General features: G+C 54.6%; 14 protein-coding genes and 5 tRNA genes. 9 read left to right on the forward strand and 10 right to left on the reverse strand.

The features are described 5' to 3' along the window. Window positions 1-153: 153 nt before the first annotated feature. Both KJS55_RS11760 and yfcE read right to left on the reverse strand, forming a co-directional pair. The gene (locus KJS55_RS11760) at window positions 154-1584 is read right to left on the reverse strand and encodes an FAD-dependent oxidoreductase (RefSeq protein WP_213543367.1); all 1431 of its coding nucleotides are present in this window, start codon (window positions 1582-1584) and stop codon (window positions 154-156) included. Window positions 1585-1641: 57 nt separating this feature from the next. Further along, window positions 1642-2184: a phosphodiesterase gene (gene yfcE, locus KJS55_RS11765; protein WP_187032147.1), complete on the reverse strand. Its 543-nt coding sequence runs from the start codon at window positions 2182-2184 to the stop codon at window positions 1642-1644. 128 nt (window positions 2185-2312) lie between these two features. Between yfcE and KJS55_RS11770 the strand changes: the two genes are divergently transcribed. Next, on the forward strand, window positions 2313-2978 hold the full coding sequence (locus KJS55_RS11770; protein WP_207724400.1) for an acyltransferase: 666 nt from the start codon (window positions 2313-2315) through the stop codon (window positions 2976-2978). Window positions 2979-3015: 37 nt separating this feature from the next. Here KJS55_RS11770 and KJS55_RS11775 read toward each other — a convergent pair whose 3' ends face one another. The 4 genes from KJS55_RS11775 to tsaE are packed head-to-tail and all read right to left on the reverse strand — an operon-like array spanning window position 3016 to window position 5370. Further along, window positions 3016-3561: an O-acetyl-ADP-ribose deacetylase gene (locus KJS55_RS11775; RefSeq protein ID WP_187032149.1), complete on the reverse strand. Its 546-nt coding sequence runs from the start codon at window positions 3559-3561 to the stop codon at window positions 3016-3018. Between the two features lie 3 nt (window positions 3562-3564). Then, entirely contained in the window at window positions 3565-4197 is a 633-nt protein-coding gene (upp, locus tag KJS55_RS11780; protein ID WP_187032151.1) for a uracil phosphoribosyltransferase, read from the reverse strand. Between the two features lie 46 nt (window positions 4198-4243). Beyond that, the gene (gene tsaB / locus KJS55_RS11785; protein WP_187032153.1) at window positions 4244-4942 is read right to left on the reverse strand and encodes a tRNA (adenosine(37)-N6)-threonylcarbamoyltransferase complex dimerization subunit type 1 TsaB; all 699 of its coding nucleotides are present in this window, start codon (window positions 4940-4942) and stop codon (window positions 4244-4246) included. Then, the gene (tsaE, locus tag KJS55_RS11790) at window positions 4939-5370 is read right to left on the reverse strand and encodes a tRNA (adenosine(37)-N6)-threonylcarbamoyltransferase complex ATPase subunit type 1 TsaE (protein WP_187032155.1); all 432 of its coding nucleotides are present in this window, start codon (window positions 5368-5370) and stop codon (window positions 4939-4941) included. The genes tsaB and tsaE overlap by 4 nt, the downstream gene beginning before the upstream one ends. Before the next feature lie 170 nt (window positions 5371-5540). Here tsaE and KJS55_RS11795 point away from each other — a divergent pair, with 170 nt between their 5' ends. Beyond that, window positions 5541-6722 (forward strand): FtsW/RodA/SpoVE family cell cycle protein, encoded by a 1182-nt coding sequence (locus KJS55_RS11795; protein ID WP_228300525.1) that lies wholly within the window; start codon window positions 5541-5543, stop codon window positions 6720-6722. Window positions 6723-6775: 53 nt separating this feature from the next. Here the strand turns inward: KJS55_RS11795 and galE are convergent, their stop codons facing one another. Then, the gene (galE, locus tag KJS55_RS11800) at window positions 6776-7795 is read right to left on the reverse strand and encodes a UDP-glucose 4-epimerase GalE (RefSeq protein WP_187032157.1); all 1020 of its coding nucleotides are present in this window, start codon (window positions 7793-7795) and stop codon (window positions 6776-6778) included. A 35-nt stretch (window positions 7796-7830) separates the two neighbouring features. After that, the gene (locus KJS55_RS11805) at window positions 7831-8739 is read right to left on the reverse strand and encodes a nucleotidyltransferase family protein (RefSeq protein ID WP_213543368.1); all 909 of its coding nucleotides are present in this window, start codon (window positions 8737-8739) and stop codon (window positions 7831-7833) included. Between the two features lie 223 nt (window positions 8740-8962). Here KJS55_RS11805 and KJS55_RS11810 point away from each other — a divergent pair, with 223 nt between their 5' ends. From KJS55_RS11810 to KJS55_RS11835, 6 genes are all read left to right on the forward strand, one after another. Further along, on the forward strand, window positions 8963-9562 hold the full coding sequence (locus KJS55_RS11810; protein ID WP_213543369.1) for a gamma-glutamyl-gamma-aminobutyrate hydrolase family protein: 600 nt from the start codon (window positions 8963-8965) through the stop codon (window positions 9560-9562). 91 nt (window positions 9563-9653) lie between these two features. Continuing rightward, a tRNA-Gly gene (locus KJS55_RS11815) sits at window positions 9654-9728 on the forward strand. Between the two features lie 8 nt (window positions 9729-9736). Next, a tRNA-Arg gene (locus KJS55_RS11820) sits at window positions 9737-9813 on the forward strand. A gap of 46 nt (window positions 9814-9859) precedes the next feature. Further along, window positions 9860-9935, forward strand: a tRNA-His gene (locus tag KJS55_RS11825). A 51-nt stretch (window positions 9936-9986) separates the two neighbouring features. Further along, window positions 9987-10061: transfer RNA gene (locus KJS55_RS11830), tRNA-Gln, on the forward strand. A 44-nt stretch (window positions 10062-10105) separates the two neighbouring features. Continuing rightward, window positions 10106-10181: transfer RNA gene (locus tag KJS55_RS11835), tRNA-Lys, on the forward strand. Window positions 10182-11381: 1200 nt separating this feature from the next. Here the strand turns inward: KJS55_RS11835 and KJS55_RS11840 are convergent. Beyond that, the gene (locus tag KJS55_RS11840; protein WP_213543370.1) at window positions 11382-12263 is read right to left on the reverse strand and encodes a PAS domain-containing protein; all 882 of its coding nucleotides are present in this window, start codon (window positions 12261-12263) and stop codon (window positions 11382-11384) included. A gap of 49 nt (window positions 12264-12312) precedes the next feature. Beyond that, window positions 12313-12777, reverse strand: coding sequence for a sporulation initiation factor Spo0A C-terminal domain-containing protein (locus KJS55_RS11845; RefSeq protein WP_187032166.1), 465 nt, complete (start codon window positions 12775-12777; stop codon window positions 12313-12315). Between the two features lie 286 nt (window positions 12778-13063). Here KJS55_RS11845 and KJS55_RS11850 point away from each other — a divergent pair, with 286 nt between their 5' ends. Beyond that, window positions 13064-13801, forward strand: a complete 738-nt coding sequence (locus KJS55_RS11850; RefSeq protein ID WP_187032168.1) for a helix-turn-helix domain-containing protein — start codon at window positions 13064-13066, stop codon at window positions 13799-13801. The last annotated feature ends 1295 nt before the right edge of the window (window positions 13802-15096 follow it).

A 15096-nucleotide genomic window follows, 5' to 3' on the forward strand; every position in this document is an offset into this window, starting at 1 on the left:
CATTCGCCCAGGATGGGAGCAGGATGATCGCAGGTCTGCAGCAAAAGCTGTGGACCTGCGATTTTTGTTTTCATCAAGAACCGTCGGCCTTTTCTAATGGCTCTTTCCAAGTTTTTATTTTGTGGGAAAAGCCTTTTTACTATGAGCTGAAACTTATAGGTCCTCTTGGGCGGGACCGTCTAGCAGACGACCGTCCAGATCGAACCGGGACCCGTGGCAGGGGCACTCCCAACTCAGGGTATCGGGATTCCACTCCAGCTGACAGCCCAGATGAGGGCATCGGGCGGTCACAGCGTGAATTTCACCGGATTTGTCCCGGTAGACGCCGAACTTCTCCCCGTCAATCTCCACAATGCCCCCGTGGCCATAGGGCAGCTCCTCCAGGGGAATCCGCCCGGGCTTCCAAAGCTGGCGGCTCAGCCCCCGGACGGCCTGAAGCGTGTCCTCTGCCAGCTGCTTGGCAGAGGCGCTCAGGTGGAAGCGGTGAGGAGAAAATACGGAGAGATCCTGAGGCGACGTCCGCCCTAGAGCCAGGTCCCGCAGCAGCTCCGCCGCAATCACAGAGGAGGACATGCCCCACTTTTGAAAGCCTGTGGCCACCAGCCAGCTAGGGCGGCTGTCCGCAAAAACGCCGAGATAGGGTACGCCGTCCATCGGCATGCAATCCTGAGCGGACCAGCGAGCAGCTACACGGCAGTCCGGCCAGTAGCGGCGGGCGGCTTGTTCCAGCAGGGCATATTTGCCGCCTTCCCGATTTTCTCCCGTGCGGTGGCCTCCGCCGCCCAATAGCAGTGTGTCCCCCCAGGAGCGGAAGGAGAGCCCCTCTCCGTCAATGCCTAGATAATAGTTTTGCAGGTTTTTAGTACCCTTCAAGGCCAGGACATAGCTGCGTTCCTGGTGCTGGCGGGTGAAGTAATACCCCGGCATATTGATAAAGGGATAGTGGCAAGCAAACACAATGCGTTCAGCGCTTACGCTGCCGCGTTCCGTGGAGAGCGCGTGCTCCTCCACGGTGAGTACCCGGCTGTGTTCGTAAACCGTCAGCCCCTCGGCCAGGGCCGCAAGCAGCCGAAGGGGGTGGAAGCAGGCCTGATTCCGCAACCCTAGAGCCTGGGCGGCAAAGGGAAGCTCTGTGTCACGGGTGAGAAAGACATCCATGCCCAGGGCAAGACAGGCGTCGTGCTCTTCCTCCAGCGGACCGGGGGCGCCCACGGCGTACAAAAACGACGTGCAGTCCTGAAAGTCACACTCAATGGACCACTCCCGTACCAGCTGCCGCAAGCGTTCTACCGCGGCGAGATTGGCCCGGGCATACTGGCCAGCGGCCTCGGCTCCCAGGGTTTGAATCAGCTGGTGGTACTTCAGCCCGTGCTGTGCCGTCAGCTTGGCGGTGGTCCCGGCAGTCTGTCCGCCTCCGATCCGATCCGCTTCCACGACGACCACCTCGGCGCCTTCCCGCCGCAGGGCTGCGGCAGTCAGCATCCCCGCAAGCCCGCCGCCAATCACAGCAACATCTGCCTGTTGATGGCCCTCCAGGACGGAAAAGGCAGGAAGTGCAGCAGTTTTTGTCCAAATGGATTTCATAGGACACCTCCTTTGCCAATAGTATGTCCGGCAAGGAGGCGTTTGAAAACCGCCTATTTAGCTCAAGGGCTCAAAGGCTGCACCGCTGACGACGTCCCGCCAGGTGAAGATGCCGTTTTCCAACACCAGGCAGCTGTGGGGCGTGCCCTCTTTCGGCAGGGCCAGGGAGCCGGGGTTGAGGTAGGTGAAGCCCTCGATCGCCCGCCGCACCGGCAGGTGCGTGTGGCCGCACAACAGGAAACTGCCCGAGCGTATAGGCGGTGGAGCGTCCGGCCCATAGAGATGGCCGTGGGTGGCAAAGAGCTCCACACCCTCCAAAGACAGCAGGGCGTAGTCCGCCAGCATCGGGAAGGGAAGAATCATCTGGTCCACCTCGCTGTCGCAGTTGCCTCGAACACACAGCACGCGCTCTGCAACACCGCCCAGCATCGCGGCAACGGACTGGGTGTCATACTCCTCCGGCAGCGGGTTCCGTGGGCCGTGGTAGAGAAGGTCTCCCAGCAGCACTAGCCGGTCAGCCTGTTCCCTGCGGAGCATTTCCAGTAGGGCGCGGCAGTAGCGGGCAGAGCCGTGGAGATCGGATGCGATGAGATATTTCATGTGATTGCGCTCCTTTGTTGGTGATGGGGTCATTTTACCGCAAACCCCACCTAAAGGCAACGCCTCTCTTGCGGAGGCAGATTTTTTGGGATATAATACTCTGCAAATGACCCATTGAGGAGGAACACATGATGGAACTGAGTACCACCCATTTGCTGGATCTTTCCCACACCCTGGCGGGAGAGTATCTCAAGCAGTTTGTATATCCCTGGCAGGCCCTGGAGGGCATTTCGGACTTGATCCTCACTCTGGGGGCGGCGCTGCCGGAGGAGGACTATGATCATCCCCTCCCTGGCGTCTGGGTTCACAAAAGTGCCCAGGTGGCGCCCACGGCCTATCTGGGAGCACCCTGCATCATCGGGCCGGAGACGGAGGTCCGCCACGGAGCCTTTGTCCGAGGTTCCGCTCTGGTGGGGGCAAGCTGTGTGGTAGGCAACTCTGTGGAGCTGAAAAACGTCATTCTCTTTGATGGCGTCCAGACCCCCCACTATAACTACGTGGGGGACTCTATCCTGGGCTACAAGAGCCACATGGGCGCTGGTTCCATCACCTCCAATGTGAAGTCAGATAAGACCCTGGTTGCGGTGCGGGACGGCGAGAGGCGCATCGAGACGGGGCGGAAGAAATTTGGCGCCGTTTTGGGGGACTACGTGGAGATCGGCTGCAACAGTGTGCTGAACCCTGGCACGGTGATTGGGCGGGATACCCATGTCTATCCGGTGTCCTCCGTCCGGGGCGCGGTGCCGCCGGCAAGCATTTATAAAAAAGAGGGTGTCATAGTGCCTCGGAAATAAAAAACAGCGGAGACATGTTGTCTCCGCTGTTTTCATTTTAGACCATTCGATCCGCCTTGCTCTCAGCATACCAGAGGTTCCAGGCTTGGCGGTATACGGCGGCGGTCTCCTCCCGGCGGCATACTAGCCGTACCTGCCGGGGCAGCTCGTGGTCTGACAAAAAGTCCAGGATTGTCCGCAGCGCCACCGGAGCGGCCTGGGCCATGGGGTAGCCATAGACTCCTGTAGAAATGGAAGGGAAATCCACCGTCTGAATGCCGTGCTCCGCCGCCAAAGTGAGACAAGAGCGATAGCAGGAGGCCAGCAGGGCCGCCTCGCCGTGCCCACCGCCCCGCCAGATAGGACCGGGAGTGTGGAGGACATAGCGCGATGGCAGGCGGTAGCCGCCTGTGAGCTTGGCGTGCCCGGTTTCGCAGCCGCCCAAGGTACGGCACTCCTCCAAAAGCCCCGGCCCTGCGGCAGCGTGGATGGCCCCGTCCACGCCGCTGCCGCCCAGCAGCGTGGTGTTGGCGGCATTGACGATGGCCTCTGCATCCGACTGGGTAATGTCCCCCACCACAATGGAAAAGCGTCCGGCCTCCATGAATTACTTTGTGCCGAAGATCCGGTCGCCAGCGTCTCCCAGACCGGGAACGATGTAGCCCCGCTCATTGAGGCCCTTGTCCACTACGCCGCAGAAGATATCCACATCCGGGTGGGAGGACTGGATGCGGGCGATTCCTTCCGGTGCGGCCACTAGGACCATCAGTTTAATGTTGTTGCAGCCACGCTCCTTCAAAGCGGAGATGGCGGCATCTGCACTGCCGCCGGTGGCCAGCATGGGGTCCACCACCATGATATCCCGCTCGGCCACATCTTTGGGAAGCTTGCAGAAATAGACATGAGGCTCCAGGGTTTCCTCGTCACGGAACATGCCGATGTGACCCACCCGGGCGGAGGGAACCATCCGCAGCACACCGTCCACTAGGCCCAGGCCGGCCCGCAGGATGGGGACCACCGCGAATTTTTTGCCTTTTAAGGTGGGGGCGGTGGTTTTGCAGATGGGAGTCTCCACCTCTTTTTCCGTCAGAGGCAGGTCCCGGGTGGCCTCATAGGTAATCAGCATACCGATCTCAGAGACGATCTCCCGGAAATCCTTAACGCTGGTATCCTTGTCCCGCAGGATGGTCAGCTTGTGGGCAACCAGGGGGTGATCCATGACATGTACTTTTCCGTTCATCATCAGTTCTCCTTTATGTCAAATTTCCTAAAAAATGAAAGCTTGTTTAACGCCTCTCGGCCTTCCGGAGCCGTTCCGCTTGGGGCGGACGCAGATAGACCGGCAGCAGCGCCTGGGCATCCACCAACCGGCCCTCCAAAGCCAGAGCCTCAGCCTCAAGAGCAACCGACATGGCATTTTGCATCATCAGGTGAGGCGGAGCGAGCTGGCAGGGAATACCGGTCTGATTTAAGAAGTCCGCGCACAAGCGGGCCCCGTCTCCCACAGCGATTTTGGGGCGGGCGTCCGGCCGCAGCTCTTCCGCCAGTTCCGCCAGGGAAATGGCCCGGTCCGGAGTCAGGCGGGTCAGTACGCCGCCCTCAGCGGAGAAGACCGCATTGTAAATCTGGCCGCGCCGGGCGTCCATAGCGCAGAGGATCAGCCCGCCTGCAAACGCTGCGTTCCGGGCCATAGCAGCCAGGGTAGACACGGCGGCGGCGGGCTTGTCCAGGGAAAAGGCCAGCCCCTTGGCGGCAGACACGCCGATGCGGATTCCGGTAAAGGAGCCGGGGCCCACCGCCACCGCGACGGCATCCAGCTCTTGAGGTGCTATGCCTGTATTTTGAAAGAGGTGCTTCACAATCGGCATCAAGGTCCGGCTGTGGGTAAGCCCGGTGTCCTGATAGCCAGAGGCCAAAACCACGCCATTTTCCGTGATTGCGGCGGAGACGGCTTTGGCGGAGGTTTCCAGTGCTAAGATTTTCATGGGAGGAAGGCTCCTTCTATGGTAATGGTTCGCCAGGAGGGATTCTCCGGGTGGCGGGTCAGGGCGACAAACACAGTCTCAGGGGGCAGGGCCTCTGCTACCTGCTCACTCCACTCCACAGCGCACACGCCGCCCCGGTCCAGATAGTCCTCCCAACCAATATCGAAGAGCTCCTCCGCGCTTCCCAGCCGGTACATGTCAAAGTGAAACAGGGGGAGCCGACCGCCCTCATACTCGTTGACAATGGTGAAGGTAGGGCTTGTGACCCGGCCGACATATCCCAGCCCCCGGGCAAGCCCTCGGGTAAAGGCGGTTTTGCCCATGCCAAGCCCGCCGCGGTATGCGACCACAGCGCCGGGGGAGAGCGCCCCGGCAAGACGCGCACCCAGGGCCTCTGTCTCCGTTTCATTGTGGGTGAGATAGTCCATAGCAGCCTCCAAAGTATTGCCTTATTTCCTATGTTACCACAATTTGAACGAAGTGTAAAAAGAAATTTGCAGCGTTTACACACCTTTTTTCTTGTGGTATACTGTCTCATACTGGGAATCTGCCAAAAGGCGGAGGACGTGTGGAACACAATGTACGGAGGACAGGGGATTTGAGCAGACTGAGGGGGACCCTGGCGGGCTTTTTCCAGCAGGCTGATTTGCTGCTGCTGGGACTTTGCTGCCTCGCCACGCTGTACGGCATGGCGCTGATTGCCAGCGCTACCCGCTATATGGACACGTCCGGCATGATCCGTTATGTGGGTGTCCAGGGGGTGGCCATGCTTCTGGGCATCGGCGCATATATCTTCATGTCCATGGTGGATATTGAGATTGTCATGCGGAAGTGGAAGTGGATTGTTGGGTTCAACGTGGTGTTCATCGGGCTGCTGGTGACGCCGCTGGGCGTTGGCGGGAGTACCACCGGCAATCAGGCATGGCTGAAATTCCCCGGTATTCCCTTTCAGATCGGCCCGGCGGAGGTGGTGAAGATCACCTTTACTCTGTTGCTGGCCAAGCAGCTGGAATGGCTGCGGGAAGAAAAGCGAGACTTAAAATCCTTTCATTCTGCCTTTTTGGTGGCGGGACACACATTGGCTCTGATGGGTTGGTACGTGGTGATCTCCGGCGATATGGGCAATGCTCTGACGTTCTTTTTCATCTTTCTGTGTATGTCCTTTGTGGCCGGCTTTGCCTTGCGGTGGTTCGCACTGCTGCTGGCAGGGGGTGGAGCCGCTTTTGTGGCGGCTTGGGTACTGGATCTGATCCCGCCATACATGATGGATCGTTTCCGAGTCCTGTTTGACCACTCCTATGACTCCTTGGGCGTGGGCTGGCAGCAGAGCCGGAGCTTGCTGACAATTGGCGCAGGCGGCGTGCTGGGTCAAGGGTACATGAACGGCACCCAGACCCAGAGCAGCTACCCTCAGTCGCTGCCGAACCGATGGACGGACTTCATCTTCTCTGTCTGCGGGGAGGAGTTGGGGATGATAGGCTGCCTTCTCATCATTCTGCTGCTCTCAGCTATCATTGTTCGGGTTCTGCTGGTGGCAAAAAATAGCCAGACCTCCTTCCAGTGCTACGTGTGCGTGGGTGTGGCGGCTATGCTGATCTATCAGACCGTGATCAATATTGGCATGTGCCTTTTTGTGATGCCCACCATTGGTGTCACACTGCCATTTTTCAGTTATGGCGGCTCCTCCATCCTGACGCTGTATATGGCTATGGGTGTTGTGTCCGGCATCAAGTTGCGCTCGCCGGACATGCACCGCCGCGGGCAGATCATTGGACGCTGAACAGACTACAAAAAGGTCCCAGCGCATGTACTACATGCGCTGGGGCCTTGATTTTATTCCTCGCCATAGCCGTTGGGGTTCTGGGACTGCCACGCCCAGGTATCCCGGCACATCTCATCCAAGCCGTATTCCGCCTTCCAGCCCAAGAGCTCCGCGCTCTTGTCGGGACTTGCGTAAACTGTGGCCAGATCGCCCGGGCGGCGGGCGGTGATCTCATAGGGGATCTTCTGGCCCGTGACCCGCTGAAAAGCATTCACCATGTCCAGCACGCTGTAACCAGTTCCGGTACCCAGGTTGAAGACGCTCTCTCCGGGATGGCCGTTCATATAGTTGATGGCCGCCACGTGTCCCCGGGCCAAGTCCACAACATGGATATAATCCCGCACGCCGGTTCCGTCGTGAGTGTCATAGTCATTTCCGAAGACGTTCAAGTGGTCCCGGCGGCCGACGGCCACCTGGGCAATAAAGGGCATCAGGTTATTGGGGATGCCCCGGGGGTCCTCGCCAATGAGACCGCTGGGGTGGGCGCCAATGGGATTGAAATACCGCAGCAGCACCACGGACCACTCCGGGTCTGCCTTGGCAATGTCCCGCAAGATCTGCTCGGACATGTATTTCGTCCAGCCGTAAGGGTTTGTGCAGTTTCCGATGCGGGAATCCTCCCGCAGGGGAACCTCGTTATCTCCGGAGTAAACGGTGGCGGAGGAAGAAAAAATGATCTTTTTCACGCCATGGGCCGCCATAGATTTGCAGAGGGTGAGCGTGGAGGTCAGGTTGTTGGTGTAATACTCCAGAGGCTTTTCCACAGACTCGCCCACGGCCTTCAGGCCGGCAAAGTGCATGACGCAGTCGACGGAGTGAGCCTCAAAGATGCGGTCCAAAGCGGCTTGATCCCGGATGTCCGCCTGGTAATAGGTCAGGGTCTTTCCGGTGATCTGCTCAACTCGCTTGAGAGCCTTGGCGCTGCTGTTCACGAGGTTATCAGCCACCACGACCTCCATTCCCTGTTCCAAAAGCTCTACGCAGGTATGGCTGCCGATATAGCCGGCGCCGCCAGTTACGAATACTGTCATGATGATTCCTCCTTACGTTGTATGCGGGGGCTGTCTCATCCCCACAGTGTTTCCGGATAGGTCCCTTCCCGCTCCATGCGCTCGATAGCCTGCCGTACGGTATCCAGATCCTCTTGATAGGTAACGCCGTACCAGCTCTCCTCACAGGGCAAGACCTGCACGGCGGCACTGCCGTCCGCCAGCTGGGCGTTGACCACCTGTGGCAGGAAGTACTCGCATTTGAGCGGATTTTGCGGCAGGTTTTCTTTCAAAAAGACCGGAAATCGCGCCCACAGCTCCTCTAGGAATGCGGCGGAAAAGCCCCACAGATTCATGGATACCAGCGTGTCACCCGGCAGGTCCACAAAGGTTTTGCCATCCTCCGTATAGGCGGCGTGGTCTCCTCGTTTATAGAGCTCGGTCCGTTCAGTGATGCCGGAGAGGAACCCGTCCCGAACCTGACAGATTCCCCGGGAAACAGACCCATGCTCCGTCACGGTGTTGCGCAGACGGTAGCCAACCATAGCATAACGGTTGTCTACAGCGTTGGCAATGAGATAGCTATAGACAGCAGAAAAGGCGCTTGGACCATAGAAGTCATCAGCGTTGATCACTGCAAAGGGACCTGTCACCATCCCCTGACAACAAGCCACAGCATGACCGGTGCCCCAGGGCTTTACACGCCCCACCGGCACTTGGAAGCCCGCCGGCAGGCGGTCGAGGTCCTGAAAGACATAGAGGACCTGAAAGCGCTCCTCTGCATGGCGGCCGACCCGCTCCCGGAACTCCGTTTCCAGCTCCCGCTTGATTACAAAGGCCACCTGGCGAAAGCCGGCGCGCCAAGCGTCGTACAGGGAGAAGGCGAGGATGGGATGACCGGCCCGGTCTACCGGTGCTACCTGCTTAAGCCCTCCGAAGCGGCTGCCCATCCCGGCAGCCATAATCACCAATGTGGGTTCTGTCATAGATGCCTCCACGGAATGTTCGTTATCTCTATCATACATCTTTTCCCGAAAATTGCAATTCCCAAAACAATGCATTTTATAAAAAATGGGGGATGACTCCAAGAAATGCGGAAAAGAGGCGGGGGCAGGAACCGTTTTTTCGCATAGAATGCGGAGAAGGGCCGGTGTCCCTTTGCTTTAGCATCGGGTTATGATGGCGCATACGGCGGAATGGAGGAACTTTATGACAATATATATCTGGGGAAACGCATCTCGGTACGAAAACTACCAACGTGCGGTGGAGCTCGCGGGAGACCAGGTTCAATTTGGAGGCGATCCAGAGGACTGCGCCGCTCTGCTGCTGCCAGGGGGCGGAGACTTGGAGCCTTGGCGCTATGGCCAGAAGAACACTGCTTCCCGGGGGCTGGAGCCGGAACGGGATGCGGCGGAGCTGGCACTGATGGAATATTTTACAACGCTGCGGCGCCCGGTGCTGGGAATCTGCCGGGGACTGCAGACCGTGAATGTGTTTTTTGGCGGTACTCTGTGTCAGGATATTTCGGAACACGGGGCCTGTGACGGCGTCGACCGGCGGCATCGTGTCCGGACTGCCACCTCGCCTTTGCAGGAACTTTGCGGAGAAACCTGCGTGGTCAATAGCGCACATCACCAGGCGGCGGATCGCCTTGGGGCAGGACTGCAGGCTATCCAGTGGACGGATGACGGCGTCATAGAGGCACTGTGCCACCGGACACTACCGGTATGGGCCGTCCAATGGCATCCAGAGCGGCTGGGAAAATTGGGAGAAACGGTGTTCCAAGCGTTCCACTCATTGTGCCAATGAAAAAATCCAGGCGGAAAATGGAATAACCGCTTGACAGAAGGTGTATTTCATGCTATCATATCCAAGCTGACGGTTTCCCCGGGGGGCGGATGCAGGTGTAGCACAATGGTCAGGGCACCAGCCTTCCAAGCTGGGGATGCGAGTTCGATTCTCGTCACCTGCTCCAATACATTCGCGCCAGTAGCTCAGGTGGATAGAGCAACTGCCTTCTAAGCAGTGGGCCAGGGGTTCGAGTCCCTTCTGGCGTACCAGCTCTCTCAAGGAGTGATGGTCAGCGCAATACTCCGCGTCAATGTGGTGGGTGTAGTTCAATTGGCAGAGCACTGGATTGTGGTTCCAGGTGTTGTGGGTTCGAGTCCCATCACCCACCCCAGACAATGGCAGGGGATCGGGGCTGCCCCGATCCCCTGTTTTTTTCCAAGATTGGGGCGTCGCCAAGTGGTAAGGCAAGGGACTTTGACTCCCTCACCCGCTGGTTCGAATCCAGCCGTCCCAGCCACTGACTGTTTCGCCATATTTGGCGTTTCCTGATATCAATACAATGATCCGGTAGCTCAGTCGGCAGAGCAACTGCCTTTTAAGCAGTGGGTCCGGGGTTCGAATCCCCGCCGGGTCACCACGTCGGAGCAAAGACCGCTTTGCTCCGACGTTCTTTTATTCCTGCGGAACAAAAGAACGTCATCTGCCCGCTTCCTTGCACCTCTGTTCCCACTGCGCTGGGCTCACAGTGGGCGGACCGCCCTGTGGAAGACTTTTTTCCGTTATCGGGAAGGTTGCCCTTTTCAGATAAACAGCCCTACCTCTTCCGAACAATTGGTTTATTCTTCGGAAGAGGTAGGGCTATTTTCGGCAAAGCCCCGCTATATCAAGGACTGGCTCCTCCCTTATTTTTGATTGATGCCATTTACAAAATACAAGTAGAACAAAATTGAAGTGCTACAAAATGTGTGGTCGATGTGATTCGTCCCTCTGGTGTCACTAGTACTTTCCTGGTGCCATTCACGAAAACATCTTCTACCTGACAATGGAATCAAGTCCTTCTAATGTGCGATAGATGTGTACGCGTTATAAAACGCGATGTAGGAAGTAATTCCAAGCTTAGAATTTGCTTATGAAATATATACCCTATCTGGCAGGATTTCCCCTTTTTAAAGGTAGTAAGGAAAGCATTGCAACGACGTTGTCATGTGTGTGGACTTGCTGAATGGGAGAAGGACTGTATGATAAAGCAGCTGCCTGAAACGATGAGAGGGAGCCTCGGTCACTGTGAAAATGAGTGTTGGAGTTCCCTGTGACCAAGCCGTCTTGAAAGTGGAAGTGATGAGTTAGGGCGTTTTTAGACATGTTTGTATGCGGCGATTTTGCGTGGAAACAAGGCTGAGATCACCCAGACATTATCAATAGAGTTCTCCCAGCCTGTGACCATAATATCGCTGCCCCGGATTTGATTGGCCCTATCGCTAGTAGAACATACCATTTCATTTTTGCCTTATGGAGTTTCATATAGTCCTGCCTTGCGGCGTTGCAGACACTGGCCGGCTCCATCTCTTTTATCCGTCTGGCTATTCTGCGTGGACTTGCGGCCACGCTGGACGGAAGGGTGTGCATATCCTTTTGAAACCAGTAACTGACAGCACTCAAATGCCTCGTGGGATAGACCACAGTCTCCCGCCGATTTTCAAGCCATACGTTGTTCTATTGCTCTGGAGAATACAGCTTGTTTGCGGAACGGAAACTCTGCTTTTCCATTACGCAACCTGGAGCTCAATTCTACCTCTGGTGGTGACAAATACGCATTCAGAAGAGGCGGGACTGGTACTTAATTGAGATCCTCCTGATTTTTGGCACAAAGCGCACGCTGACGCCGACTTTTGCAACATAGACGCTCCTCCATGAACTTTTGATGCGAGATGTCGATGACCATACCGGTGAGAAGCATGTTCCCTTGCTGTTCAGACAAGGAGCCATTCATCAGCAACCATACGATCCCACCATCGGGCCGAACCACACGGTATTCCAGGCTGACGGTTTGCTCCCTCTGTTCTACAGCTTTGCGCAGCCGTTGCTCAATCCAAGGGATATCCGCTGGATGGACCAGTTGGATCGTCCTGTTGTTGAATTCATTGCGCAACTTTTCTCTCGTGAAGCCATGTAGAGCATAATAGTGATCGTTTGCATAAATTAAGGTGAAATCCCGATCCATTCTGGCACGGAAAATTCCACCCATAGGACACTGGACGATGGATTCCAATTCAGCCTGCGCCTCCATTTGCCCAGTGATGTCCAAGCATAGGCTGACCAGAACTGATTCTCCATTTGGCAAGACCGTCTGCACCCCGGTCTCTTTTATCCAGATGTAGCCTTTGTCTCTGCACAGCATCCGATAGGTTGTTGTATAACTGTTTCCGCTGAGAAGAGACTGTGTAATTTCAGACTGCAGGCTCTCCCGGTCCTCTGTCCGAATGCAGTTGATCATAGCTCCCTTCGTTGCAGTGATGAGATGTGCCCGACTTGGGTAATTCAGAAAAGACAGCATCCTGTCATCTATGTAATAGAGGGGGAAACCTGGGGTATTATAAGTGATCATAATACCACCAAACACACATTCGTCCAGCAAGTTCAGCATTGCTTTTTCTATACAACGCTCAAGACTCTCGTTCATGTCAGGATTATGATCAGAAAGGTGCAAAGAGACTGGCATTTTTAAATCACTCCTCATTCTCACATAACCATCCTGTTTAGATATTGCTTTACATCGCCATTTTTTGAGATGGGACGTTTGAGGCGGCCTGCCGGAGTTTGGAAGTCAGAGCGTTCATCTCATCAAGAATCTCGTTGTATATCTGTGCACGATATGCTGATATAGTATCATATGAAAATTTTTCAGTCTGACGGGTTTCTTGCTTCCACCGCAGGAACAAGACCTTGAGTTCGTTGGAATTTCGAGTATTGATGGGGTCCAGATAATGCTCCACCGACTCCAGGTTCCCCCTGGTCAGGGCTTCCTCAAAAGCATAGCGTATTGCACGCTCTACTTGCGAAGAATTCGCGCCATTCTGTTTGGCAATCTTTGCGTACAATGCACAGACTTTTCCGGAAAAATAGTAAGAATCTCTATCCATAAGCTCTAAGGCGTCGTGGATATATGTAAATCCTTTTGTACTAGCTGGGATTCCTGCACGCAACAGGATATCCACAATTTCATCTTGCATCATAATCTAAAATATCCTTTCAATGATCAATTGCCCGCCGTGCCTGTATCAGGCTCCACACATTTCTGGGTTGACAGGAGAGGTCTTTTGCTTTAGTATTATCGATATACTGAATATCCACCATTCGTGGTATGTGCGTCCGCGTATCACGAACAACGATGCTTAGCTTACAACAAATATCTTTGAAAGTCAACCGCTTTTTACAAATTTCTTGTTAATCTTTTTTTGAGGGCAAGAGATTTGTAAGGCAGGAAATGAGGATTGCAGTGTCAAATAAGGAGGACCTCATATGAGCCTAGGAGATAAATTGCGGCAGAGAAGACAGGAAATGGGCCTCACCAGGCCTCAACTGGCAGCTAAAATCTGCGTGACTCCGTCAGCGATTGCTAACTATGAAAACGGCATCAGCACCCCAAAGCCTGATATCTTAATTTCTTTGATTAATGTGTTGGAAGTGGATGCCAACTATATTTACTCTGATTATCTTGGCAACAATCGAATCAGCAAAATTTATGATCAAGCTCTAAGCACTGAAGAGATTGATTCCATCAAAAAATATAGAGAGCTTTCCGAAGAGGGAAAGCGGCTTGTGCGGCTGATCGTTAATGAGGAATACACCCGAACAGTCGCCCGAAGCCGGATCACCTTTCCCTGCTATCTGCCCGGTGTACGTAAGCTTCATACCGGTTTTCTCATGCAAGAAAAATTGGGCAGCGTGCGTATCAAACAAAAGGAGTTGCCTGTTGGGACTGACTTCTGCTTTCAGATTCAGGTAGATCAATATCTGCCCGTTTTTCGGAAGTTTGATATTCTGGCTCTCCAGAAAAGGCGGGCGGGACACAATGAGATGGGGCTGTTCTATCTCAATGGTATTTACTATATCCGAACACTTTTCCAGGAGAAGGGAGAATGTCGTCTTCGGGCTCTAAATGTAATTGATGAGGATATTTTAGTGAAAGAAACGGATGAATTCCGTTGTATCGGCACGATTCTTGGCCAGGTAAATGGTGTTTTGGAGACTCCCTGAATGACCTGCCCAATCTGAACAGACGATTGCTCAGATGTGGTGGAGTGGTTTATGCCTGAAATCCTTGCACAGCAAGGATTTCAGGATTTTTTTATATAGAGCACCCTGTGTCACCAACCGAACACAAACAGAACAAAACCAAAGCGCAAAATGCGTGGTTCGCGGGATTCAAGTCACTTCTGATGGCCCCTTTTCCATTCGGACTGATTTAGGGCATAAGCCATTTCCTTTCGTCGAAATAACAAGAGGAGGCATATTTACAGATCACGATGCTCAGATCAAATGGAGTTTGCTTCATTCATAGAATAGACAGGATGAAAGTCATTGACCGGAATCTTTTTATCAGCTCCTTGATTTCTACAATGGAAGGTACACGCTGCCACTCTTTACTCCTTCCCCCAAATATCTCATCATCAAGACTTCCAGTTTATCTTGATGACTTCCTTTGCCACCTTTTTCTGTTTCGACCAATGCACCGTAGTATCTACTAAAGGTACCATCTATCATATTATCTTTGGAATCTGCCATTTTCTTCTGTAGGGGTCTGTTTGCGAGACAAGTAGGATTGAAATGGAATACGATGCGATAGAAAGAGGCGTTCTCTTTGCCCTTTAGGGCTAAAAGAACACCTCTTTTTTGCGCTCAAATGCAGAACGGAGGGATTGCCGCAGGCTTTCATATCCGGCAGGGTCTATAACATTTGAGCGCAGAACATAAGCGCAGTTCTGAGCATTCCAACAGCAGAGAGACTGAGGCAGCTGTAAAACCGGTATTGACCTGTTCTGCACCGTTCAAAAGTGAAGGGAGAGACGGATTTCTGACGTATAGGATCTCACATTGGCGGCAGAACGGGGATGTCGCCGTCCGCACTGTAGATAATATCACCGATGCTCCGGGGATTGCTGAAGCCTGTCCGTTTTGCTTCCAGGAGCGGCATGAGGCTGTGATGGGATTGTGGGGCTGAATAACATGTATCAATGAACCAAGATCGTGAACCGGTCATGGAGGCAAATGCCGGTATCTGAAAATAAATTTTGAATCGTGTACGAAACCGTGCGAATCCATAAGTCTGGTCCACGATTTGTAGGGCGCGCTTCAAAATCGGAGGAGTGAGGTATCGGATATTGCGACGGACATCAATGTCAGAGGTGAAGCAGGCGGAAGGGCCGGTGCAGCCGCCAACTCGGAGGCTATTTAAAATACTTTTGCAGAGATCAGCGTTGTAGTTGGTAGCATCGGCAGCACATCTCAGGTTGAAGTTCACATCATAGCTGCGGGAGCGGATGGATGTGCTG

This window comes from Pusillibacter faecalis, assembly GCF_018408705.1.
Taxonomy (GTDB): domain Bacteria; phylum Bacillota; class Clostridia; order Oscillospirales; family Oscillospiraceae; genus Oscillibacter; species Oscillibacter faecalis.